The 23536-nt window shown below is 69.4% G+C and carries 17 protein-coding genes and 1 pseudogene; 8 read left to right on the top strand and 10 right to left on the bottom strand.

Annotated features, from left to right (window positions below):
• Window positions 1-1254 (bottom strand): MFS transporter, encoded by a 1254-nt coding sequence (locus DIE13_RS00570; protein ID WP_124825325.1) that lies wholly within the window; start codon window positions 1252-1254, stop codon window positions 1-3.
• A 140-nt stretch (window positions 1255-1394) separates the two neighbouring features.
• Here DIE13_RS00570 and DIE13_RS00565 point away from each other — a divergent pair, with 140 nt between their 5' ends.
• From DIE13_RS00565 to DIE13_RS00555, 3 genes are all read left to right on the top strand, one after another.
• The gene (locus tag DIE13_RS00565) at window positions 1395-2270 is read left to right on the top strand and encodes a LysR family transcriptional regulator (RefSeq protein WP_124825324.1); all 876 of its coding nucleotides are present in this window, start codon (window positions 1395-1397) and stop codon (window positions 2268-2270) included.
• A gap of 296 nt (window positions 2271-2566) precedes the next feature.
• Window positions 2567-4180 carry a trypsin-like peptidase domain-containing protein gene (locus tag DIE13_RS00560; protein ID WP_124825323.1) on the top strand — a complete coding sequence of 538 codons (1614 nt, stop codon included), beginning with the start codon at window positions 2567-2569 and terminating at the stop codon, window positions 4178-4180.
• 238 nt (window positions 4181-4418) lie between these two features.
• A complete protein-coding gene (locus DIE13_RS00555; protein WP_124825322.1) occupies window positions 4419-5630 on the top strand; it encodes an MFS transporter in 1212 nt (403 codons plus the stop codon).
• A 106-nt stretch (window positions 5631-5736) separates the two neighbouring features.
• On the opposite strand, the gene DIE13_RS00550 is transcribed toward DIE13_RS00555, so the two are convergent.
• From DIE13_RS00550 to cobA, 7 genes are all read right to left on the bottom strand, one after another.
• Complete coding sequence (locus DIE13_RS00550; protein ID WP_124825321.1) at window positions 5737-6435, bottom strand: fumarylacetoacetate hydrolase family protein; 699 nt, start codon at window positions 6433-6435, stop codon at window positions 5737-5739.
• 129 nt (window positions 6436-6564) lie between these two features.
• On the bottom strand, window positions 6565-7506 hold the full coding sequence (locus tag DIE13_RS00545) for a helix-turn-helix transcriptional regulator (protein ID WP_124825320.1): 942 nt from the start codon (window positions 7504-7506) through the stop codon (window positions 6565-6567).
• Between the two features lie 173 nt (window positions 7507-7679).
• A complete protein-coding gene (locus DIE13_RS00540; RefSeq protein WP_124825319.1) occupies window positions 7680-8420 on the bottom strand; it encodes an SDR family NAD(P)-dependent oxidoreductase in 741 nt (246 codons plus the stop codon).
• Window positions 8421-8631: 211 nt separating this feature from the next.
• Window positions 8632-9231, bottom strand: coding sequence for a uracil-DNA glycosylase family protein (locus DIE13_RS00535; protein ID WP_124825318.1), 600 nt, complete (start codon window positions 9229-9231; stop codon window positions 8632-8634).
• A gap of 135 nt (window positions 9232-9366) precedes the next feature.
• Complete coding sequence (locus DIE13_RS00530; RefSeq protein ID WP_124825317.1) at window positions 9367-10410, bottom strand: CmpA/NrtA family ABC transporter substrate-binding protein; 1044 nt, start codon at window positions 10408-10410, stop codon at window positions 9367-9369.
• 5 nt (window positions 10411-10415) lie between these two features.
• The gene (locus tag DIE13_RS00525) at window positions 10416-11012 is read right to left on the bottom strand and encodes an ANTAR domain-containing response regulator (RefSeq protein WP_124825316.1); all 597 of its coding nucleotides are present in this window, start codon (window positions 11010-11012) and stop codon (window positions 10416-10418) included.
• Window positions 11013-11181: 169 nt separating this feature from the next.
• A complete protein-coding gene (gene cobA / locus DIE13_RS00520; protein ID WP_124825315.1) occupies window positions 11182-11952 on the bottom strand; it encodes a uroporphyrinogen-III C-methyltransferase in 771 nt (256 codons plus the stop codon).
• Between the two features lie 669 nt (window positions 11953-12621).
• Between cobA and DIE13_RS00510 the strand changes: the two genes are divergently transcribed.
• The 4 genes from DIE13_RS00510 to DIE13_RS00495 are packed head-to-tail and all read left to right on the top strand — an operon-like array spanning window position 12622 to window position 21140.
• Window positions 12622-13947 (top strand): MFS transporter, encoded by a 1326-nt coding sequence (locus tag DIE13_RS00510; protein ID WP_124825313.1) that lies wholly within the window; start codon window positions 12622-12624, stop codon window positions 13945-13947.
• Between the two features lie 21 nt (window positions 13948-13968).
• Complete coding sequence (gene nirB, locus DIE13_RS00505; RefSeq protein ID WP_124825312.1) at window positions 13969-16554, top strand: nitrite reductase large subunit NirB; 2586 nt, start codon at window positions 13969-13971, stop codon at window positions 16552-16554.
• Between the two features lie 38 nt (window positions 16555-16592).
• Window positions 16593-16940: a nitrite reductase small subunit NirD gene (gene nirD, locus DIE13_RS00500; protein ID WP_124825311.1), complete on the top strand. Its 348-nt coding sequence runs from the start codon at window positions 16593-16595 to the stop codon at window positions 16938-16940.
• A 15-nt stretch (window positions 16941-16955) separates the two neighbouring features.
• On the top strand, window positions 16956-21140 hold the full coding sequence (locus tag DIE13_RS00495) for a bifunctional nitrate reductase/sulfite reductase flavoprotein subunit alpha (RefSeq protein ID WP_124825310.1): 4185 nt from the start codon (window positions 16956-16958) through the stop codon (window positions 21138-21140).
• A 17-nt stretch (window positions 21141-21157) separates the two neighbouring features.
• Here DIE13_RS00495 and DIE13_RS00490 read toward each other — a convergent pair whose 3' ends face one another.
• Window positions 21158-21934 (bottom strand): SDR family oxidoreductase, encoded by a 777-nt coding sequence (locus tag DIE13_RS00490; protein WP_124825309.1) that lies wholly within the window; start codon window positions 21932-21934, stop codon window positions 21158-21160.
• Window positions 21935-21938: 4 nt separating this feature from the next.
• Window positions 21939-22267, bottom strand: a pseudogene (locus DIE13_RS00485) (GlcG/HbpS family heme-binding protein).
• 172 nt (window positions 22268-22439) lie between these two features.
• Here DIE13_RS00485 and DIE13_RS00480 point away from each other — a divergent pair.
• A complete protein-coding gene (locus DIE13_RS00480) occupies window positions 22440-23342 on the top strand; it encodes a LysR family transcriptional regulator (protein WP_124825636.1) in 903 nt (300 codons plus the stop codon).
• Window positions 23343-23536: the final 194 nt, after the last annotated feature.

Here is a 23536-nt window from a genome sequence, read left to right as displayed (position 1 = left end):
TTACCGCACCCGTTCGGCCCGAATGATCCGATGCGCGGCCACCAGGCTGAGCACGAGCAGTACCGCGACGAACACGACGACGGCGTTCCACGCACCGTGTTGCCAGAACGTGCCGCCGGCCGAGCCGAGCACGCTCGACCCGAGGTAATACGCGAGCAGGTAGAGCGACGCGGCGTGCCCCTTCGCGGAACCGGCAAGATGCCCGACCCAGCCGCTCGCGACCGCATGGGCGACGAAGAAGCCGATCGTGATCAGCACGATTCCGACGACGATTGTCACGAGCGAATGCGACAGCGTCAGCGCGAGGCCGGCCGCGAACACGAGAATGCCGCTCACGAGCACCGGTGCCCGTCCGAGGCGATCGGCGAGCGCGCCCGCGCTCGACGACGAAACCATCCCGAACAGGTATGCGCCGAAGATCAGCCCGCACGCCGTTGCGCTCAGGTTGAACGGTGCCGCCGTGAGCCGGAACCCCGCATAGTTGTAGACGGTCACGAACGAACCCATCACGAGAAAGCCGATCGCGAACACGAACGGCAACCGCGCGTGATGCAATTGCGCGCTCCACAGCCGCAAGTGGTGACGCAGCGTCAGGTCGGTGCGCTTCACGAAGCGTCGCGATTGCGGCAGCAGCATCACGAATGCGATCGCGGCGAGCAGATCGACGACGCCGATCGTCAGCATCGCGGTCCGCCACGAGAAATACTCTTCGAGCGCGCTCATCCCGATTCGCCCGATCATGCCGCCGAATGCGGTCCCGCCGACGTACAGCCCCATCGATAGCCCCAGCCCTTCGGACGCGATTTCTTCCGCAAGATAGGCCATCGCGACCGCCGGCACGCCGCCGAGCGCGAAGCCTTCGAGCGCGCGCCAGACCAGCAGCAGGTTCCAGCTCGGCGAAATCGCCGCGAGCAGGTTGAACAGCGCGGCGAGCGTCATCGACGCGAACATCAGCCCGCGTCGCCCGACGCGCTCGGACAATGCGCCGGCGCACAGGATCGAGAGGGCCAGCATCCCGGTCGACAGCGACAGGGACAGCGAACTCGACGCTGCGCCGATGTTGAATTCGCGCGCGAACGCGGGCAGCAACGGCTGGACGCAGTACAGCAGCGAGAAGGTGGAGAAGCCGGCAAGGAACAGCGCCAGCGCGATGCGCTTGTAAGCTGCCGAGCGCGGCGACACGCCGGCGGGCAGCGCATCGGCCGTCGCGTTCGGGATGCGCGCGGCGGCAGGCGAAATCGCAGGAGAGGACATGGTATGCACCCGATGTGCTAGGGAATACCCGGATTCTTGCGCATGGTCAAACATATGTCCAATATATGAAATGAACCGTTGCGATACGTTTCGCATCTGGCTGTGAAGCCGTTTCCGTTGACCCCGGGATCACATCGCGCATGGAACTCCGACATCTCCGCTACTTCCTGGCCGTGGCCGCCGCGTCGAACTTCACCAAGGCCGCGGAAGCGCTCGGCATGGGGCAGCCGCCGCTGAGCCAGCAGATCAAGGCGCTCGAGAGCGAGCTGGGCGTCGAGCTGTTCAAGCGGACCGCGCGCGGTGCCGAGCTGACTGTCGCGGGAGAGGTGTTCGCGGAAGAGGCGCGGCGCGTGCTCGACGATGCGGAGCGCGCGGCGCGGGCGGCCAGGCGGGCCGCACGCGGCGAAATCGGGCAACTGCGGGTCGGCTTCACCGGCACGGCGGCGTTCAATTCGAAAGTGGCCGACCTGATTCGCCGCTTTCGCGAAGCGTTTCCGGACACGGAACTGACGTTGCAGGAAGCGACTTCCGGCGTGCTGCTGGAGGCGCTGGAAGCCGGGCGGCTCGACGTGGCGATCGTGCGTCCGGAGCGTCGCATCGCCGACACGTTGCTGGCGGCGGACTGGGACGAGGAGCCGATGTTCGTCGCGCTGCCCGTCGCGCATCGGCTGGCGCAGCGGCGCCGGATCGATCTGGCGGAACTGGTCGACGAAGCGTTCGTCCAGGTGCCGCGCGAAGCGGGCAGCGCGCTGTTCGACGACATCGTCGCCGCATGCAATGCGGCCGGCTTCCAGCCGCGCATGGCGCAGCCGGCACCGCAAATCGCATCGGCGGTGACGCTCGTCGCGGCCGGCCTCGGCGTGTCGATCGTGCCGAAGGCGATCACGCAGGTGCAGGTCGCGGGCGTCGTGTATCGGCCGGTCGCGGGCCATGGCCTGCGCGCGCGGCTTGCGATTGCGTCGCGACGCGATGATCCGTCGGCGGTGGTGCGTAATTTTCTGACGCTGGCGTGGTAGTGCGGCTTGGCGATTTCCATCGACTCGCGTGAACGCCGAATGAGGCTGGCCGCTCGTTGCCCATTTCGTCGATGGACCGGATGCGACCCGCGGTGAATATTCGGATTGACGAATCGCCCACTTTGTCCGGAATGCCCGCTGTCGCGGCTTCCCGGTCGCGCGGCCACCCGGCATCCGGGTTTCGATTCGTATGTTCGGCGATGCGGCGTGGACTATAAATGGAGCGTGTACCGGTGCTTGTCGGGCGTCCGCGCGTCTCGCGCCGGGCGTCGCGCGACTGCCGGGGGAGGTGCACCGTGGTTCGCCAGACGCTTGCTCGCGCCGTGCTTCGCACCGCGTTGATCGGGGGCGTGTTCGCCGGCTTTTTGTCGTCCCTGCCGCCCACCGTTGCCGCGACCGCCGCGCCGCCCGCCACACCGCCCCTCGCGAAGGCTCGACCGGCCACGCCGCCTTACTCGATGCCGGTCGACTTCCCCGCGATCGTCGACCGCTACGGCCCGACGGTCGTGACCATCATGACCGCCGCTCCCGACCAGCAGGCGGCAGGCCCGTCGTTCGCGATCCTCGATCCCGACGATCCGATCGCCGCGTTCTTCCGGCGCGGCGCACCGCCGCCGTCGACCCAGGGGCCGCAGGCGCCGGCGCCCGACACGTCGCCGCGCGCGGTGTCCGGCAGCGGCTCGGGCTTCATCGTCAGCGCCGACGGGCTGATCCTGACATCCGCGCATGTGGTCGGCGATGCGAGCGACGTGACGGTGCGGCTCACCGACCGCCGCGAATTCAAGGCGACGGTGCTGGCCGTCGATCCGCAGAGCGACGTCGCTGTGCTGCACGCCGACGCGGCGAAGCTGCCTTTCGTGCGCATCGGCGATTCGTCGCGGGTGCGCGCGGGAGAGCCGGTGATGACGATCGGCGCGCCGGACGGCTCGGGCAACACGGTAACGGCCGGCATCGTCAGCGCGACGTCGCATGCGTTGCCCGATGGCGGCGTGTTTCCGTTCTTCGAGACCGATATCGCGGTGAATCCCGACAATTCCGGCGGCCCCGTGTTCAACCGGGCGGGCGACGTGATCGGCATCGCGGTGCAGGTGTACACGGGCGCCAACCGCTACGCGAGCATGACGTTCGCGATTCCGATCGCGCTCGCGGCGAAGGTGCGCGCGCAGGTCCAGGCGCAGATGCGGGCCGATGCGCAGGCCCAGCGCGCGTCGTCCGGCAACGCGCTGGGCGTCGACGTGCAGGACGTCGGCATCGGTCTGGCCGCCGCGTTCGGCCTGCCGCGTCCGGCAGGCGCGCTCGTCAACGGCGTCGATCCCGGTTCGCCGGCCGCCGCGGCCGGCGTGAAGCCCGGCGACGTGATCGTGCGGTTCGGCGACAAGCCGATCGGCCGGTCGGCCGAGCTCAACGACCTGGCCGCTGCGTTGCCGCCCGGCGGGAAGGTGCCGCTGCGGCTCGTCCGCAACCGCGTGCCGATGGTGCTGTCGGTCACGGCGGCGGGCGATGCGATCGGCAACGCCGCCGCCGCGGGCAGCGCTGGCGCGGCCGGCGCTGCGGGTGCTGCGGGTGCTGCCGGTGTGGCCGGTGTGGCCGGTGTGGCCGGTGTGGCCGGTGTAGCCGCGGCGGCCGCACGGCCGGCCGACGGCGGCGATCGCCTCGGGCTGACGATGCACCCGCTGAGCGACGATGAACGGCGCTCGACGGGGCTCGCGGTCGGAATGATGGTCGACGCGGTGCACGGCCCGGCGGCGAGTGCGGGGATCCGGCCGGGAGACGTCGTCCTCGAACTCAACGACACGCTGCTCGAAACGCCGGACGACGTGCAGACACTCGAAGCGAACGGCGGCAGCGTGATCGCGGTGCTGATCCAGCGCGACAACGCGCGCAAGTTCGTGTCGGTGCATGCGAGATAGGGCGTTGACGCGGGCTGCGTCATGCGCCTACCATCGTTCGACATCGTCGCCCGTGACTCGGGCATTCAGGAGCCATCCGGCATGAAAATGGACATGAAAACGGCAAGCTTCATCGTAGTAGTACACAGGCGCAGGGTCCGGTAGCGGCACCGCGCCGGCACCCATGCGCCCCCGACTGGTTCGGGGGTTTTTTTTGCGTTGCGCACGGCCATGCGGCGCGTGCGCGGAGGGCATCCGCTTGCAATCGAACCTGCCGATCGCTTCCGAACCGGCTGCGCCGCGACACGTGACGCTGCTTTTCTTGTGCGCGTTCTCGGTGCTGCCGTTGAGCCTGTTCCTGCCGTCGCTGCCGGCGATCGCGCGCGACCTGCGCGCCGGCTACGCGACGGTCGCGCTTTCGCTCGGCGGTTACGCGGCGGTGGCCGCGTCGCTGGAGTGCGTGATGGGGCCGCTGTCGGACCGGTTCGGGCGGCGGCCGGTCGTGCTGACGAGCGTCGGCGTGTTTACGATCGGCTCGCTCGGTTGCGCGATGGCGACCGATATCCGCGTGTTTCTCGGCTGCCGGCTGATGCAGGCGGCGATCACGTCGGTCTATCCGGTGTCGATGGCGACGATTCGCGATACCGGCGGCGGTGCGCGGGCGGCAAGCCGGATCGGCTATGCGGCGATGGCGGCCGCGTTCGCGCCGATGTTAGGCCCGACGCTCGGCGGCGCGCTCGATCAGACGGCCGGCTGGCGCGCGAGCTTCTGGCTGCTCGGCGCGGCCGGGATGGCGTTGCTCGGCTGGTGCGCGTTCGATCTCGTCGAAACCCATACGAACCGGTCGTCGTCGCTCGCGCGTCAGCTTCGCGCGTATCCGGCGTTGCTGCATGCGCGCCGCTTCTGGGCCTATGCGCTCTGCATGGCGTTTTCGACGGGGACGTTCTACGCGTTCCTGGCCGGCGCGCCGCTCGCCGCGAAAACGGTGTTCGGCCTTCCGCCGGCGGAGATCGGTGTCTGCATGGGGGCGGTCACGGCAGGGTTCGTGTGCGGCAGTTTCCTCGCCGCGCGGCGCGCGCGCGGTTATCCGCTCGCCACGACGATCCTGTGCGGGCGGGTCGTCGCGTGCCTGGGGCCGGTGATCGCGCTCGCGCTGTGGTTCGGCGGGGCGACGCACGCGATCGCGTGGTTCGGGCCGTGCGTGCTGATCGGCGTCGGCAACGGGCTGTCGAATCCGGGCGCGCATGCCGGCGCGATGTCGGTGCGGCCGGAACTGGCCGGGAGTGCGTCAGGGCTGGCAGGCGCGATGACGATCGCGGGCGGGGCCGCGTTGTCGGCGTTGACGGGCGCGGTGTTGACGACCGGCAACGCGGGTTATGCGCCGCTGGTCATGATGCTGCTGTCCGCCGCGCTCGCGCTCGCGGCCGCCATGTGCGTGCGCCGGTTCGATGCACGCGAAGACGACGTGTAATCGACGACGGCATGCGAAGGGCGTGCCGATCCGCAGCGCTTGGCGGCAGGCGGCGCAACGCGGCGGCCCTTGAATGGGCTGCCCGTCGCGCGCGCCTGCGGATGCGTTACGGCTTCGTGCCGACCACGAACTCGAACGAAGCCACGCCATCGACGCCGCCCGTCACGCGGTCGCCCGGCTGCAGCGCGCCGACGCCGGCCGGCGTGCCGGTGAAGATCAGGTCGCCGGCCTTCAGTTCGACCGAGCGCGATACATATGCGATCACGTCGGGCACGGCCCAGATCATGTCCGCGAGATCGCCTTGCTGGCGCGTTTCGCCGTTGACGTCGAGCCAGATCCGGCCGCTCGCCGGGTGGCCGGTCGCGGTGGCCGGACGCAGCGCGGTCACGGGACCCGACGCGTCGAAGCCCTTCGCCCAGTCCCACGGACGGCTCAGCTTCTTCGCTTCGGCCTGCAGGTCGCGGCGCGTGAGGTCGACGCCCACGCCGTAGCCCCACACGTGCGACAGCGCGTCGGCCGGGTCGATCGACCGGCCGTCCTTGCCGATCGCGACGACCAGCTCGATTTCATGATGGAGATCGTTCGTCAGCGGCGGATACGGGACGGTGCCGCGGGCCGGGACGATCGCGTCGGCCGGTTTCGTGAAGAAGAACGGCGGTTCGCGATCGGGATCGGCACCCATTTCGCGTGCGTGGTCGGCGTAGTTGCGGCCGACACAGAACACGCGGCGCACCGGAAAGCGCGCGGACGACTGTTCGACTTCGACGGAAGGACGCTCGGAAGCGTCGATGACGTATGCGGACATCGGATGGCCTCGTTCGATGGATAGACGGATGCCGACGCCCGCGCAACGCGGCACGGGCCGGCATGCATGAAACGATACCCGACGCATGCGCTCCCGGATGCGACGCAACTGCGTTTTAACCGGACAAAACTACGCGTCGCCGGCCGCGGGTATGTCGTCGGCGTCGGGTAGCGCGGCGTTCGCGTCCCGGTACGCCTTCGGCGACACGCCGACCCGCGCGCGAAAGCGCCGGGCGAAATACCCTTCGTCGCGGAAGCCGACCGAGCGCGCGATGTCCGCGATGCGCCGGCTCGTATGCGCGAGCAACGATTGTGCGAGCGCGATCCGGCGCTCGGTCACGAGATCGGTGAAGGTGCTGCCGGTTTCCTTGCGCACCAGATGCGCGAGGTAGTTCGGCGACAGGAACGCGGCCTCGGCGGTCGCGGCGAGCGTCAGGTCCTCGCGGGTCAGGTTCGCGCGCACATGGCGCAGCACGCGCGCAAGCGCGTCGCGCCGGCCGGCCCGTTGCGCGCCGCGCTGCGCGAGCTTGTCGAGCGCGCCCGCGTACTGCGTGCAGACGAGCCCGATCAGTTGCAGCAGGTAGCCGCGCAGCAGCGTGGTCGAGCCGAACGTGCGCACACGGTCGGTGTCGAGCATGCACAGCGCGAGGCGGCGCGCCTCGTCGAACGCGTCGCCGGTCAGAATGAAATCGAGGTGCTCCTGGAAGCGGAACGGCGTCAGCTCGGGAAAGCGGTGCGCGGGCACGTCCTCGAGATCGAGCGGATCGACGTCGAGATCGGCGCGCAGGAACGCCTGGCTGAAGTTGATCACGATGAAATGCGCGCCTTCCGGATGCGGAATCAGGTGCTCGCGGTGCGGTAGCACGAACGCGAGCGCGCCGCGCGGAAACGGCCGCGTGACGCCGCCGATCCGCTGCTCGGTGTCGCCGCCGAGGTTGAACTGGATCTGGAAATACGCGTGCCGGTGCGGCTCGGTGATCGCCTGGCGCGAGGTCTGGTCGCGGATGTAGAAATCGAGCCGGTCGCTGCGTTCGGGCATCCCGTACAGGCGCGGCGGGGCGGTGGAGGGCATGAAGGATTCTGCTGTTCGTGGCGCGGTTGAGCCGCGATGGTACAGCGAAATCGGTCTGCCCCGGACGTCGGCCGAAATCGGAGGCCGGAAGCGGGCCGCGTTGCGGAGCCGGCGGGCGGGTGAGCAGGGGACGGGGCCGGGACGCCGAATCGTGCCGGCGGCCCCGAGCGCCGTTACTGCGCGGTGTAACCGCCGTCGACCATCAGCGACGAGCCGTTGATGAACGACGCCTCGTCGCTCGCGAGGAACAGCACGGCGTTCGCGACTTCCTCGGCTTTCCCGAGACGCCCCATCGGATGCAGTGCCGCCAGCGCCTGCTTCTGCGCGTCCGGCACGTTTTTCAGCAGCGGCGTGTCGATGTAGCCGGGGCATACGGCGTTCACGCGGATGTTGTGCTGGCCGTAGTCGATCGCGAGCGTCTGCGTCAGCAGCTTCACGCCGCCTTTCGCGGCGGCATAGGCCGTCACGCCTGATTTTCCGACGTGGCTGTGGATCGAGCCGCAATTGACGATCACGCCGCCGCCTTGCGCGTGCATGTGCTGGATCGCGTATTTGTCGCAGAGATACACGCCGGTCAGATTGATGTCGATCGTCTTCCGCCATGCGGATTCGTCGAGTTGCTCGATCCGCGCGTCGTCGGCGATGCCGGCATTGGCGAACATGATGTCGACCCGGCCGTAAATCCGCACGGTTCGCGCGATCAGGTTCTGAACGGCTTCGCTGTCCGTGACATCGGTCTCGATATAGACCGCTCGTCCGCCGTTCTCGATGACGTCGTCGGCGAGCTGCGCGCCCTTGTCGGTCAGATCGGCGATGACCACGCTCGCACCTTCGCGGGCAAATGCTCGGACCGTGGCCTCGCCGATGCCGCTTGCCCCGCCGGTGACGATCGCCACCTTGTTTTCGAAACGCATTGCTGGACTCCTCGAGCGCGTGCTCGCCATTCGTTCGGACGGAAATCAGGCTAGCACAGCGGATTCGGCGAGGCGTCGGCGGACGCGCGTTTCGAGTCGAAAACCCGCATTACCTTGAGATGAATCGTGTTTTGCGGATTCCGGTTCGGGCGGCAATCACGGAAACGGCGCGCGGAAACAGCGGCGTTCGTGGCGGCCGCTCCCGTCCCGGCTACCGGTCGATCAGCGGCGCGACGCGCCGGCGCAGCTCGGGCACGACCTCGGCGTCGAACCACGGATGGTGCTTGAACCACGCCTGGTTGCGCGGCGACGGATGCGGCAGCGGCAATACGTCGGGGCCGTAGTCGCGCCAGGCCTGCACGGTGTCGGTCAGCGTGACCTTGCGCGTGTCGCGCAGGAAATTCCGCTGCGCGTACTGGCCGATCAGCAGCGTGAGCCGGATCGACGGCAGTTCGGCGAGCAGCCGGCCGATCCACAGCTGCGCGCATTCGGGGCGCGGCGGGTTGTCGCCGCTCGCGCCGCGGCCCGGGTAGCAGAAGCCCATCGGCACGATCGCGAAACGCGTCTCGTCGTAGAACGCGCCGGCATCGACGCCGAGCCAGTCGCGCAGCCGCTTGCCGCTCGCGTCGTCCCACGGGATGCCGCTCGCATGGACGCGTGCGCCGGGCGCCTGCCCGACGATCAGGATGCGCGCGTCGCGATGGGCGCGCACCACGGGGCGCGGGCCGAGCGGCAAGTGGGCTTCGCACGCGCGGCATGCGCGGATTTCGGTGAGCAGCACGTCGAGCGGCGTGTGCGTTCGTTTCGGCATCGATTCGGCACGGATACGAGGCGCCTGGGCGGCGGGTCAGGGGCGGGGTATCGCTTCGGGGGCTCGGCATGGCGCACCGCGCCGAGGTGGGGCGAGGCGGCGCCAAGGTTGGCCCGTGCCCCGTGTCGGGTGTCGTCACATGTCCGCTGTACCGCCTTCGGCGACCGCAGCATCATACAACGCGGTTTGCGCGATCGCCGCGGCGATGCCCGCGTCGTCGTGCGAGCCCTCGAGCATGCCCCAGCGCCGGTATTGCAACAGGAACCACCGGCCTTCTTGCGGATCCGGCCGGTTCACGGCGCCGCCGTCGTGAAAGCGGACCGGCAGCGGCGGCTGCGCGAACGGCCCCGCGCCGTAGTCGCCGAGCAGGCGCGGCGCGATCAGCCGCGCCGGCACACCGAGCGCATCGGGCGATGCGAGCCAGCCGGCCGCGTCGCGGCGGTGTGCGGCGCTGTCGAGCCATGCGCACGCATCGACGAGCGTGCGGATCAGTGCGCGCGCGGTGGCCGGATACAGCGCGACGAACTCGCGCCGGGCCGCGAGCACCTTCTCCGGATGATCGGGCCAGATTTCGCTGGTGACGGCGACGGTGCGGCCCGCGCCGCACGCATCGGCCACCGCGTGCCACGGCTCGCCCGCGCAGAAGCCGTCGAGCTCGCCGCCAGCGAGCGCCGCGACCATCTCGGGCGGCGGGATCACGACGCTGCGCACATCGCGCAGCGGATCGACGCCATGCGACGCGAGCCAGTGGTTCAGCCACATCGCGTGCGTGCCGGTCGGGAAGGTCTGCGCGAGCAAGGGCTTGCGGCCGAGCGTCGCGAAGGCGGCGCGCACATCGCCGCTCGCGCGGTACGCGTCGGCGAGGCCACCGGCGAACGTGATCGCCTGGCCGTTGCGGTTGAGCACCATCAGCGCGGCCATGTCGGCCTGCGGGCCGCCGATGCCGACCTGCAGCCCGCACACGAGCCCGTACAGCGCGTGCGCGGCATCGAGCTCGCCGCTCAGCAGCTTGTCGCGCACGGCGGCCCACGACGGCTGGCGGCTCAGTTCGAGCGTGAGGCCGTGGCGCGCGCCGAGATTGAGCCGCTGCGCGACGATCAGCGGGGCCGCGTCGCTCAGCGCGACGAACCCGAGACGAAGATGCGCGCGTTCCGGCGCGGCGGGAGAGGAAGGTTTCATGGGATTCAGGTCCGAAGGGGCGCGTCGAGCAGTTGCCGCGCGACGTCGACGATGCGCAGCCCCTGATCCATCGCGCGCTTGCGCAGCAGCGCATACGCATCGTGCTCGGTCAGCCTGCGCTGATCCATCAGCAGACGCTTCGCGCGGTCGATCAGCTTGCGTTCGGCGAGCTCGCGTTCGACGTCGGCGAGCCGGCGGCGCAGCGCATCGTCGTGCGAGAAGCGCGCCAGCGCGACTTCGAGGATCGGCGCGAGACGCTCGGCCGACAGCCCTTCGACGAGATACGCGCTGACGCCCGCGCCGACCGCCGCGTGAATCAGCGCCTGGTCGGCGTCGTGGCTGAACATCAGCACGGGGCGCGGCGCGGTCGCGTTCATCACGGCAAGCTGTTCCAGCGTGTCGCGTGACGGGGAATCGGTATCGATGATCACGACGTCGGGGTGCTGCTCCTCCACGGCGGCGGGCAGGCGCGCGGGCGTCGCGACGTCGTTCAGCATCTCGTAGCCGAGGCGCGCGAGCGCGTCGCGGAGTTCGCCGATCGGCTTGTCGGTATCGGTGACGAGCAGCACGCGCAGGCGTGCGGGCGAGGCGGGCGAACTCATGACGCGAACGGGAGCGGACAGGCTGCGATGCAACGAGTGAACGGAGATTGCGGGGCGCGGACGGATGACGACGGATTCGTGACCTCGTGTTCGCGTCCCCGGCAGCCGGCGCGAACGCGGCTGCGGTCAACGGAAAGGGCGTGCGGACAGCGCCGCGCGATGCGACGCATTACGCGGCCCTGGGCAACATCGCGTTATCGGCGGCATCGGCAGCATCCGTGCACTGCACGAACGCTTCGCCGATCGCCGCGCCGACGAGCATCACGGCCGGGCTGCCGAGCCCGGCCGCGGCCACGCCGTGCGCGAGGCTGCCGAGCGTGCCTGTCCAGCGGCGTTCGTGCGGCGTGCCTGCCCACTGCACGGCGGCGGCCGGCGTCGACGCGGGCAGCGCGTCGAGCAGACCGGCCGCGATGCGCTCGACGCGGCTCATCCCCATGTAGATCGCGAGCGTCGTGCCGGTCGCGGCGAGCGCGCGCCAGTCGGGCTCGCCGTGATCCTGGCGATGCGCGGTGACGAACGTGACGCCTTGGCAGTGCTCGCGGTGCGTGAGCGAGATGCCGAGGCTCGCGGCGGCCGCGAAGCCCGACGAGATGCCGTTGACGATGTCGACCGGAATCGCGGCGGCGCGCAGCGTCGCTAGTTCTTCGCCGGCGCGGCCGAACAGCAGCGCGTCGCCGCCCTTCACGCGCACGACGTGCGCGCCGCGCAGCGCGTAGCGGCGCATCAGTCGCTCGATGAACGCCTGCGGCGTGGAGCGGCAGCCGCCGCGCTTGCCGACGCGGATCACGCGCGCGTGCGGGGCGAGTTCGACGATGCCGGGCGCGACGAGATCGTCGAGCAGCAGCACGTCGGCAGCCGCCAGCGCCTTCACGGCCTTCAGTGTGAGGAGATCGGGATCGCCGGGGCCGGCGCCCAGCAGCGTGACTTTGCCTGTCGTCATGTCGTATTCCAGTGCCGCGTGCGTGCGGCGGCCGATCAAACATTGTTGCTGGCGGCGGCGGGCGGTCGAAGCGACCACGGCATCCGGCCGTGCCGCGCACGGGGGACGTCGTTGTCCTGGTTTGCTGTGCCCGCCGGTGACGGCGGGCCTGCTTTGCGGAGACTGCCCACCGGCGCCGTTGCCGGTGTGTGAAGCAGACTCAGCAATATCCGGGCCAACTGGCGCGAACGGTGCGGCGCGCGTGGTGCCATGTGCTGCGCGACGGCCGTGACGGGCGGGGAATGCTCATGCAGCCGCCGGGGGCGCGGCGCATGCGATGCCGCAGCGATGTGCGTCGTGCCGCACCGGCGCGCACCGCGATGTCGCACGGCGACAGTGCTGCAGCGCACCACATCTGTGCCTCGCCGCATGCCGGCGCATCGCGCGCGGCGCACTGCGGTGACGCGTTCGACCACCGGTGAGCCTTGTACGGCGAGGGTCTTCGCGCGATTTGCGCCGACATGGCACGGCGTTTGCGTAAGCTCGTCCGGGCGGATCAACGGCGATCCGTCCGCAGTACCGATTACCGACGCGCCCGGCAACGGGCTTCATGGGCAACGGCGTCCTACGCATCGGGTCTCTCGACGAGACCGGGTGCGCAGGACGCCGTTTTTCGTTTGGCGGATTGACATGACCGACAAAGCTACCCGTATCGATCTCTTCAGCTTCCGCACCGCGCCGATGCGCGCGTTCCATCTCACGTGGATGGCGTTCTTCGTGTGCTTCTTCGCGTGGTTCGCATGCGCGCCGCTGATGCCGCTGATCGCGCGCGAATTCCATTTCACCGCGGCGCAGGTCGCGAACATCAACATCGCGGCAGTGGCCGCGACGATCGCCGTGCGGCTGCTGGTCGGCCCGATGTGCGATCGCTTCGGCCCGCGCCGCGTGTACGTCGGCCTGCTGGTGCTCGGCGCGATCCCCGTGTTCGCGGTGTCGTTCACGCACGACTATCTGTCGTTCCTGATCTGCCGGCTAGGCATCGGCGCGATCGGCGCGGGCTTCGTGATCACGCAGTACCACACGTCGGTGATGTTCGCGCCGAACGTGGTCGGCACCGCGAACGCGACGACGGCCGGCTGGGGCAACGCCGGCGCGGGCGCGACGCAGGCGATGATGCCGCTGCTCGTCGCGGCCGGCCTGATGCTCGGCTTCGGCGACGACGCGTCGTGGCGCGTCGCGCTGGTCGTGCCGGGCGTCGCGATGCTCGCGATGGCGTGGGCGTACTGGCGCTTCACGCAGGACTGCCCGCAAGGCGACTTCGCTGCGCTGCGCAAGCAGGGCGTGACGGTCGACAGCGGCAAGAAGGGCGGCTGGGCCAGCTTTGTCGCCGCATGCGGCAACTATCGCGTGTGGATGCTGTTCGTCACCTACGGCGCGTGCTTCGGCGTCGAGGTCTTCATCCACAACATCGCCGCGCTGTACTACGTCGACCACTTCAAGCTGTCGCTGAAGGACGCCGGCTTCGCGGTGGGCCTGTTCGGGCTGCTCGCACTGTTCGCCCGCGCGCTCGGCGGCTGGCTGTCGGACAAGATCGCCGCGCGCCGCAGCCTCGACGTGCGCGCGACGCTGCTGTGCGCGCTGATCGTCGGCGAAGGGCTCGGACTGATCGGGTTCTCGCACGCGCAAGGCATCGGCACGGCACTTGTCGCGATGCTGACCTTCGGCCTCTTCACGCACATGGCCTGCGGCGCGACCTACGCGCTCGTGCCGTTCATCGACCGCAAGGCGCTCGGCGGCGTCGCGGGGATCGTCGGCGCGGGCGGCAACGTCGGCGCGGTGGCCGCGGCCTTCCTGCTGAAGGGCGTTGGCGACGTGCAGCAGACGCTGAGCATGCTTGGCCTCGCCGTCACCGCGACCGCGCTGTGCGCGATGGCCGTGCGCTTCAGCGAAGAACACAAGGCACGCGAGGCCGAGCTGCGCGATCGCGCGCTGGCTGCCGTGAATGCCGCGAACTGACCGACGGAAGGAAACGTCATCATGAAACTCATCGTCATCGGCCACGGGATGGTCGGCCACAAGCTCCTCGAATGCATCGCGGCACAGGCCGGCACGGCGCACGCGCCGCAGGTCACGGTGCTCGGCGAGGAGCCTCGCCCGGCGTACGACCGCGTGCACCTGTCGGAATTCTTCGCGGGCAAGTCGGCGGACGACCTGTCGCTCGTCGAGCCCGGCTTCTTCGAGCGCCATCCGCAGTTCGACCTGCGCCTGAATGCGCGCGTCGCGTCGATCGATCGCGCCGCGCACACGGTCATGCTCGAATCGGGCGAAACGCTCGCGTACGACAAGCTGGTACTCGCGACGGGCTCGCGCCCGTTCGTGCCGCCGATGCCCGGCCACGATCGCGCCGGCTGCTTCGTGTACCGCACGATCGAGGATCTCGAAGCGATGCAGGCGTGCGGCACGCACGCGAAGCGCGGCGTGGTGGTCGGCGGCGGGCTGCTCGGCCTCGAATGCGCGAAGGCGCTGCGCGACATGGGGCTCGATACGCACGTCGTCGAGTTCGCGCCGCGGCTGATGGCGGTGCAGGTCGACGACGGCGGCGGCCGGATGCTGCGCGCGAAGATCGAGGCGCTCGGCGTGACCGTGCATACGGGCAAGAACACGCTGGAAATCGTCGACGGCGAGGCGGGCACGCACCGGATGGCGTTCGCCGACGGCTCGCACCTCGACGCCGACATGATCGTGTTCTCGGCCGGCATCCGCGCCCGCGACGAACTGGCGCGTGCATGCGGACTGGACATCGGCCCGCGCGGCGGCGTCGCGATCGACCAGACGTGCCGCACGAGCGACGCCGACATCTACGCGATCGGCGAATGCGCGGCGTGGAACGGGATGGTGTACGGCCTCGTCGCGCCGGGTTACGACATGGCGCGCGTTGTCGCGAAGCAGTTCGGCGGCGACGTCGACGAAGCGGCGCAAGCCGCGTTCGCCGGCGCCGACATGAGCACCAAGCTGAAGCTGATGGGCGTCGACGTCGCGAGCATCGGCGACGCGCACGGCACCACCGCAGGCAGTCGCACCTACCAGTACGCGGACGAGCGCCGCCAGGTCTACAAGAAGCTGGTGGTGTCGGACTGCGGCAAGTTCCTGCACGGCGCGGTGATGGTCGGCGACGCGGCCGAATACGGCACGCTGCTGCAGATGATGCTCAACCGCATCGAGCTGCCCGAGTCGCCGGAATTCCTGATCCTGCCGTCGTCGGACGGCGCGGCGAAGCCCGCGATCGGCGCCGACGCGTTGCCGGAAGGCGCGCAGATCTGCTCGTGCAACAACGTGTCGAAGTCGCAGATCTGCTCGGCGGTCGCCGGCGGCGCGACCAGCCTCGGTGCGCTGAAGTCGTGCACGGGCGCCGGCACGTCATGCGGCGGCTGCGTGCCGCTCGTCACGCAGATCATGAAGGCCGAGATGAAGAAGCAGGGCCTCGCGGTCAACAACCATCTGTGCGAGCACTTCCCGCATTCGCGCCAGGAGCTGTTTCACCTGATTCGCGTGGAGCGCATCACGACCTTTGATGAACTGCTGGCAAAGCACGGCCACGGCCTCGGCTGCGACGTGTGCAAGCCGGCCGTCGCGGGCATCCTTGCGTCGTGCTTCAACGAGTTCGTGCTGAAGAAGGAGCACGCGGGGCTGCAGGACTCGAACGACTACTACCTCGCGAACATCCAGCGCGATGGCACGTATTCGGTCGTGCCGCGCATGCCGGGCGGCGAGGTGACGCCGGAAGGGCTGATCGCGGTCGGCCAGGTCGCGCGGAAATACGGCCTCTACACGAAGATTACCGGCGGCCAGCGCGTCGACCTGTTCGGCGCACGCGTCGAGCAACTTCCGTCGATCTGGGAGGAGCTGATCGCGGCCGGCTTCGAATCGGGGCATGCGTACGGCAAGTCGGTGCGCACCGTGAAGTCGTGCGTCGGCTCGACGTGGTGCCGTTACGGCGTCGGCGATTCGGTCGGCCTCGCGATCGATATCGAGAATCGCTACAAGGGCTTGCGCGCGCCGCACAAGATCAAGTTCGGCGTGTCGGGCTGCACGCGCGAGTGCGCGGAAGCGCAGGGCAAGGACATCGGGATCATCGCGACCGAGAAGGGCTGGAACCTGTACGTGTGCGGCAACGGCGGGATGAAGCCGCGTCATGCCGAACTGCTCGCGTCCGACCTCGACCGTGCGACGCTGATCCGCTACATCGACCGCTTCCTGATGTTCTACGTGCGCACGGCCGACCGGCTGCAGCGCACCAGCGTGTGGCGCGACAACCTCGAAGGCGGGCTCGACTACCTGACCGACGTTGTCGTGCACGACAAGCTCGGGATCGCCGCCGAACTCGAAGCCGACATGCAGCACGTGGTCGACACCTACGAATGCGAATGGAAGAAGGCCGTCACCGATCCGGAAACGCGCAGGCGCTTCCGCCATTTCGTGAACAGCGACGCGCCGGACGCAACCATCGCATTCGTCGAGACGCGCGGCCAGATCCGTCCCGCGACGCCCGACGAGCGCGTGGGCGGCAAGCCCGTCTCGATTCCCGTCGTCGCCGAATCCGCAATCGAATCCGCAACCGCCTGACCCTGACCGACACCAGCGTCTTTTCCAAGGAGCCCATCATGAACGATCGTCTTCCGCTGTCCTGGACCCGCGTATGCCCGCTCGACGACATCGTGCCGAACACCGGCGTATGCGCGCTCGTCAACGGCGAGCAGGTCGCGGTTTTTCACGTCGCGCATGCCGAAGAAGGCGGCGTGTTCGCGATCGACAACGTCGACCCGGTGTCGCACGCGGCCGTGATGTCGCGCGGGCTGATCGGCAGCCTCGGCGAGCGCGTCGTGGTTGCATCGCCGCTGTACAAGCAGCATTTCGACCTGCGCACCGGCGAATGCCTCGAATCGCCCGAGCAATCGGTGAGCGCGTATCCGTCGCGGGTCGAGGACGGTTTCGTGTGGATCGCCGCCTGAGTACCCGGAGCACGCATGAGCGCCACCCCCGTCAAGAGCGTGTGCCCGTACTGCGGCGTCGGCTGCGGGATGGTGCTGCACGTCGAGGATGGCGAAGTCGTCAAGGTATCCGGCGACTCCGACCATCCGACCAACTTCGGGCGGTTGTGCACGAAGGGCTCGTCCGCGCACGTCGCGCTGCGCCGCTCGGGGCGGCTCGATCGTGCGTTCGTGCGCCGCGCGCGCGAGGACGACCTCGTGCCGCTGCCGGCGCGCGACGCGATCGCCGAGACCGCGCGGCGGTTGCGCGCGGTGCTCGACACGCACGGGCCCGATGCGCTGTCGTTCTACGTGTCGGGGCAGATGTCGATCGAGGCGCAATACCTCGTCAACAAGCTCGCGAAGGGCTTCGTCGGCACCAACAACATCGAGTCGAACTCGCGGCTGTGCATGGCGAGCGCGAGCACCGGCTACAAGCAGTCGCTCGGCGCGGACGGCCCGCCCGGGTCGTACCAGGACTTCGATCGCGCGAACCTGTTCTTCGTGATCGGCGCGAACATGGCCGACTGCCACCCGATCCTGTTCCTGCGGATGATGGATCGCGTGAAGGCCGGCGCGAAGCTGATCGTCGTCGATCCACGCCGCACCGGCACTGCCGACAAGGCCGACCTGTTCCTGCAGATCCGGCCGGGCACCGATCTCGCGCTGACCAACGGGCTGCTGCACCTGCTGCACGCCAACGGGCGCACCGATGCCGCGTTCATCGAGGCATACACCGAAGGCTGGGACGCGATGCCCGCGTTCCTCGCCGACTACACGCCCGAGCGCGTCGCCGAAATCACGGGGCTCGCGCAAGCCGACATCCGCACGGCCGCGCAATGGATCGGCGACGCGCAGGAATGGATGAGCTGCTGGACGATGGGGCTCAACCAGAGCACGCACGGCGTGTGGAACACCAATGCGATCTGCAACCTGCATCTCGCGACGGGCAGGATCTGCCGCGCCGGCAGCGGGCCGTTCTCGCTGACCGGCCAGCCGAACGCGATGGGCGGGCGCGAGATGGGCTACATGGGGCCCGGCCTGCCGGGCCAGCGCTCGGTGGCATCCGACGACGACCGGCGCTTCGTCGAGAACCTGTGGCGCGTGCCGGCCGGCACGCTGCGCAAGGATACCGGCAAGGGCACCGTCGACCTGTTCGAGCGGATGGCGGCCGGCGACATCAAGGCGTGCTGGATCGTCTGCACGAATCCGGTCGCGACCGTGCCGAACCGGCAGAACGTGATCGCGGGGCTGCAGGCCGCCGAGCTCGTGATCGCGCAGGACGCGTTCCTCGACACCGAGACCAATCGCTACGCGGACATCCTGTTGCCCGGCGCGCTGTGGGCCGAGGGCGACGGCGTGATGATCAACTCCGAGCGCAACATGACGCTGATGCGCGCCGCGATCGCGCCGCCCGGCGACGCGCTGCCCGACTGGCGCATCGTCGCGGAAGTCGCGCGCGCGATGGGTTTCGGCGATGCGTTCGACTATGCGTCGGCGGCCGACGTGTTCGACGAGATCGTGCGCTTTTCGAATCCGGCGACGGGCTACGACCTGCGCGGCGCGAGCCATGCGGCGCTGCGCGATGGCCCGGTGCAATGGCCGGTCGCGCCGGGCACCGCGCGCGACCGGCATCCGGTCCGCTACCTGAACGACGGCGTGAGCCAGACGCTGCGCGCAGCCGCCGACGGGCGCGACGCGCCGCGCCTCGCATTCCCGACACCGTCCGGCAAGGCGCGCTTCTTCGCGCGGCCGCACGTCGCGCCGGCCGAACTGCCCGACGACACGTTCCCGATCGTGCTGAACACCGGCCGGCTGCAGCACCAATGGCACACGATGACGAAGACGGGCAAGGTCGCGATGCTCAACAAGCTGAATCCGCGTCCGTTCGTCGAACTGCATCCGGACGATGCGAGCGCGCTCGGCATCGCCGCGAAGGACAGCGTCGAGATCCGCTCGGCGCGCGGCCGCGCGGTGCTGCCGGCCGTCGTGACCGAGCGCGTGCAGCGCGGCAACTGTTTCGCGCCGATGCACTGGAACGACGTGTACGGCGACGATCTGTGCATCAACGCGGTGACGAACGACGCGATCGATCCGGAATCGCAGCAACCCGAACTGAAATATTGCGCGGTCGCGCTGACGCGCGTCGACACTGACGTGTTCGCGTCGGCCGACGACGACACGGCGCGCAACGATGCATGCGCGGACGGCGCGCGAACCGCACCCGCGATCGCGCCGATCACGGCTTCACAGGAATCCGACATGGCAGACCTCGACACTTTTGCGGCCGCGCTCGGCGTGGCCGATCTCGCGCCGCCGCCGCTGACCGATGCGGAGCGCCTGTACGTGGCCGGCCTCGTCAGCGGGCTGAAGGCGAGCGCCGGCCGGCGCGAAGGCAGCGTGCCGGTGCTGCCGGCCGGCGCGCCGCTCGCGCCGCCGGTGCGGTTCTGGCTCGACGGGATGCTCGCCGGGCTGTTCAGCCGCACCTCGCCCGCCGGCGTGCCTGCGGCGGCGCCCGCGCTGCCGGCGGAAGCCGCCGCGCCCGGCGGCGTGCGGATCGTGCGCACGCGTCCCAAGGTCGTGCTGCTGTGGGCGTCGCAGACCGGCAACATCGAATCGCTGACCGAGGATTACGCGACGCAGCTGATGAACGCGGGCTTCGAGATCCGCACCGCATGCATGTCCGACTACCCGGTCGCGTCGCTGGCCGGCGCGCAATACGTGCTGCTGATGACGAGCACGTTCGGCGATGGCGACGCGCCCGACAACGGCAGCGAGTTCTGGGACGCGCTGCAGGCCGGCAGCGCGGCGCGGCTCGACGGCGTGCACTTCGCGGTGCTCGCGTTCGGCGATCGCAACTACGACCAGTTCTGCGGACACGGCCGCCGGCTCGATGCGCGGCTCGCGGAACTCGGCGCGGCACGCCTGTGCGCGCGCGTCGACTGCGACGTCGAATTCCAGCGCGATGCCGACCAGTGGCTCGAACGCGTGGTCGCGCGGATCAAGGAGGCCGATGCGGCGCTGCACGCGGTGCCGTCCGCCGGGATGAGCCCGTCGGGGCTACTGCCGAGCAAGGCGCATCCGGCGCCGTCGAAGCTCGTCGCGAACCTGCGGCTCAATCGTCCGGGCGCCGCGAAGGACACGCGTTACGTGTCGCTGTCGACCGACGGCGCGAATCTCGAATACGAAGCCGGCGACGCGCTCGGCGTGTGGCCGACCAACTGCCCGGAGCTGGTCGACGAGCTGCTGGCCGTCACCGCGCTGAAGGCCGATGCGCCGGTGTCGGTCGCGGGCATCGGCGATGTGCGTCTCGGCGATGCGCTCGCGCGCCACTTCGACATCACGCGCCCGCATCCGGACACGCTGGCGTTCATCGCGTCGCGCAGCACGAACGGCGCGTTGAAGGCGCTGCTCGGCGACGAGCGCAGGGCCGACCTGAAGCAGTGGTTGTGGGGCCAACAGCTTGCGGACGTGCTGCACGAGTTTCCGGTCGAGCTGTCGGGCACGGAGCTGGTCTCGATGCTCAAGCGCATGCAGCCGCGGCTGTATTCGATCGCGTCGAGCCCGAGCGCGCATCGGGGCGAGATTCACCTGACCGTGTCGGCCGTGCGCTATCACAACGGCCGCCGCGCACGCAAAGGCGTCGCGTCGACGTTCCTCGCCGATCGCGCGGACGACGGCCGCGTGCCGGTGTTCGTGCAGAAGTCCGCGCATTTCCGGCCGCCGGTGAACGGCGACGTGCCGGTCGTGATGGTGGGGCCGGGCACCGGCGTCGCGCCGTTCCGCGGCTTCCTGCACGAGCGGCAGGCGCGCGGTGCGCGCGGCCGCAACTGGCTGTTCTTCGGCGAGCAGCATGCGCAGACCGACTTCTACTACGGCGACGAGCTGAGCGCGATGCGCGACAGCGGCTTCCTGACGCGGCTCGATCTCGCGTTCTCGCGCGACCAGGCCGACAAGATCTACGTGCAGGACCGGATGCGCGAGCAGGGCGCCGAGCTGTACGCGTGGCTGGAGGAGGGCGCGCACTTCTACGTGTGCGGCGACGCCGCGCGCATGGCGAAGGACGTCGATACCGCGCTGAAGGCGGTCGTGGCCGAGCACGGCGGGATGTCGGACGAAGCCGCGAACGACTACGTCGCGCGGCTCGCGAAGGCGCGGCGCTACATGCGCGACGTGTATTGACGGTGGGCGGCTGGCGCTTATTGCTGCCGTTCCCACGCGTTGGCCTGTTCGGCGCGCACGAACGCTTCCGACGCTTGCGGCAGCAGGTTGCGGAACGCGCCGCCGTCGCGTTCGATCACGTCGACCATCTTCGCGATCATTTCCTCCGGATCGTGCTGTTCGAGCGGGAAGGTCAGCCGCTCGGGCGTCACGGTGTGGACGGCCGGGTCGTGCCAGCGCCGCGGCGTTTCCATCATCCGGTCGTTGAAGCCGGTGCGGTACGGGCCAGGGTTCACGACCGCCACGCGGATACCGTGCGGCGCCAGCTCCGCATGCATCGCCTCGGCCACCGCTTCGATCGCGTGCTTCGACGCGCAATAGGCGCCCGTGAACGGCCCGGTGATGAGCCCCGCGATCGACGACACGAACACGATCTTGCCGTGCTTGCGCGCGAGCATCCCGCGTGCGATCTGCTGCGTGAGTTCGAGCGGGCCGAACACGTTGACGTCGAACAGGTCGCGCACGATCTCGACCGGCAGGTCGACCAGCGCGCCGGCTTCGCCGACGCCCGCGTTGTGCACGAGCACGTCGATGTCGAGTTCGGCGGCGCGGGTGCGATCGTAGGCCGACGTGACGTCGAGCTTCACCGCGCGCACGGTGGTGTCGCGCCGCGCCGCGTCGTGCGTCAGCGCGTCGATCTCGGCAGTCGTGCGTACGCCGGCCGTCACGTCGTGACCGTGTTGTGCGAGCCGCAACGCGACTTCGCGGCCGAAACCGGTGCCCGCGCCGGTGATGAGGATGCGTTTGCGTGCCATGTACTTACCTCGATGTGTGGAAGGTTGCATGAAAGAGATCGCTGCAGTGACGCGCGATCGTGTCGTCCTGTTCGACGCTGCCGCCCGAGATGCCGATTGCGCCGACGCAGTGTCCGTTGCCGTCGACGAGCGGCTCGCCGCCACCGAACGTGACGAGCCCGCCGTGGCTGTGCTCGATGCCGCGCAGCGGCCCGTCGCCTGACATCGCACCGCCGTCAGCGCCTTGCGTTGCGCGAGGTCGATCGCGCCGAGAAAGCAGTCGTCGGTGCGCATGAACGCGACCAGGTTCGCGCCGGCGTCGACGATCGCGATCGACACGCCGTCGACCTGCAACGACGCGGCGTGCGCGAGCGCCGCGTCGATCGTGCGTTGAACGGCTGCCAGCGGCAGGGGGGCCATGGGGTTGCATCGGGTGCTCCGGTGAGGGCGACCAGGCCAGTGTAGGCAGTTGCGGTATATGGGAGAATCCGCATTCCACTCGAAGGAGTTTCAAGTTTTTTTAATGATGAGCAGGCGCGATCCGATGGCCGGGCTGCACGTGTTCATGAGCGTCGCGACCGCCGGCAACTTCACGCGCGCGGCCGCTGCGCTGGGGCTGACGCCTGCCGCCGTCAGCCTCGCGATCGGGCAGCTCGAGGGCGAGCTGAACGTGAAGCTGTTCAACCGCAGCACGCGCGGCGTGAGCCTGACCGAAGCCGGCCAGCAATACCGCCGGCAGACCGAGCCGGCGTACCGGCAGGTCATGCAGGCGCGCGACGAATTGAAGGAGGTGCGCAGCGAGCCGGGCGGGCTGTTGCGCATCACCGCGCTGCCGCTGGCGCGCACGCTCGTGATCGCGCCGATCCTCGCGGTGTTCCGCGAGCGTTATCCGAAAGTCCGGCTCGAGATCCGCTACGACAACGAACTGGTCGATATCGCGAAGGACGGTTTCGATGCGGGGATTCGTCTGGCCGACCGGCTGCAGCCAGGGATGATCGGCGTGCGGATCGCGCCCGCGCTGTCGTGCGCCCTGGTTGCGTCGCCCGGTTATCTGGCGCGGCATGGCACGCCAGCGTCGATCGCGGCGCTCGAACGGCATGCCTGCATCCGTTTCCGCTTCTCGGAAAGCGGGCGCCTGCACAAATGGCTGCTGCACGACGGCCGCCGCGACGTCGATCTCGATCCGGACGGCGTGTTCGTGACGAACGATGCGGATGCGGTGATCGACGCGGCGCGCGAGGGCGTCGGCATCGCGTTCGCGTTCATGCGCGAGCGCCTCGGGCAGGACCTGCGCGACGGCACGCTCGTCGAGGTGCTGCCCGGCGCGTGCCGCACGCTGCCGCCGATGTGGCTCTATTACGTGAATCGCAAGCACGTGCCGGCGAAGCTGCGCGCGCTCATCGACGTGCTGCGCGAGCGCGCGAAGTGACGGGCGCGACGAAGGGGGCACGAGCGGGCGTACCGGCGGGGCATGCCAGCGGGGGCGCAACGGTCCGTCCCCATTGCTGGAAACCCGTGCTCCGCCGCGTTTTTGCCCTCACGCACGACGTTTCGCGGAGAATTTCGCCCGAATCGGGAATTCGTCATTCATCCGATGAAAAAACCCGGCCGGTTCCCGGTATG

This window comes from Burkholderia sp. Bp9016, assembly GCF_003857765.1.
Lineage (GTDB): Bacteria > Pseudomonadota > Gammaproteobacteria > Burkholderiales > Burkholderiaceae > Burkholderia.
Note: the sequence above shows the minus strand (reverse complement) of the source record. Positions and strands in the feature narration are given on the sequence as shown.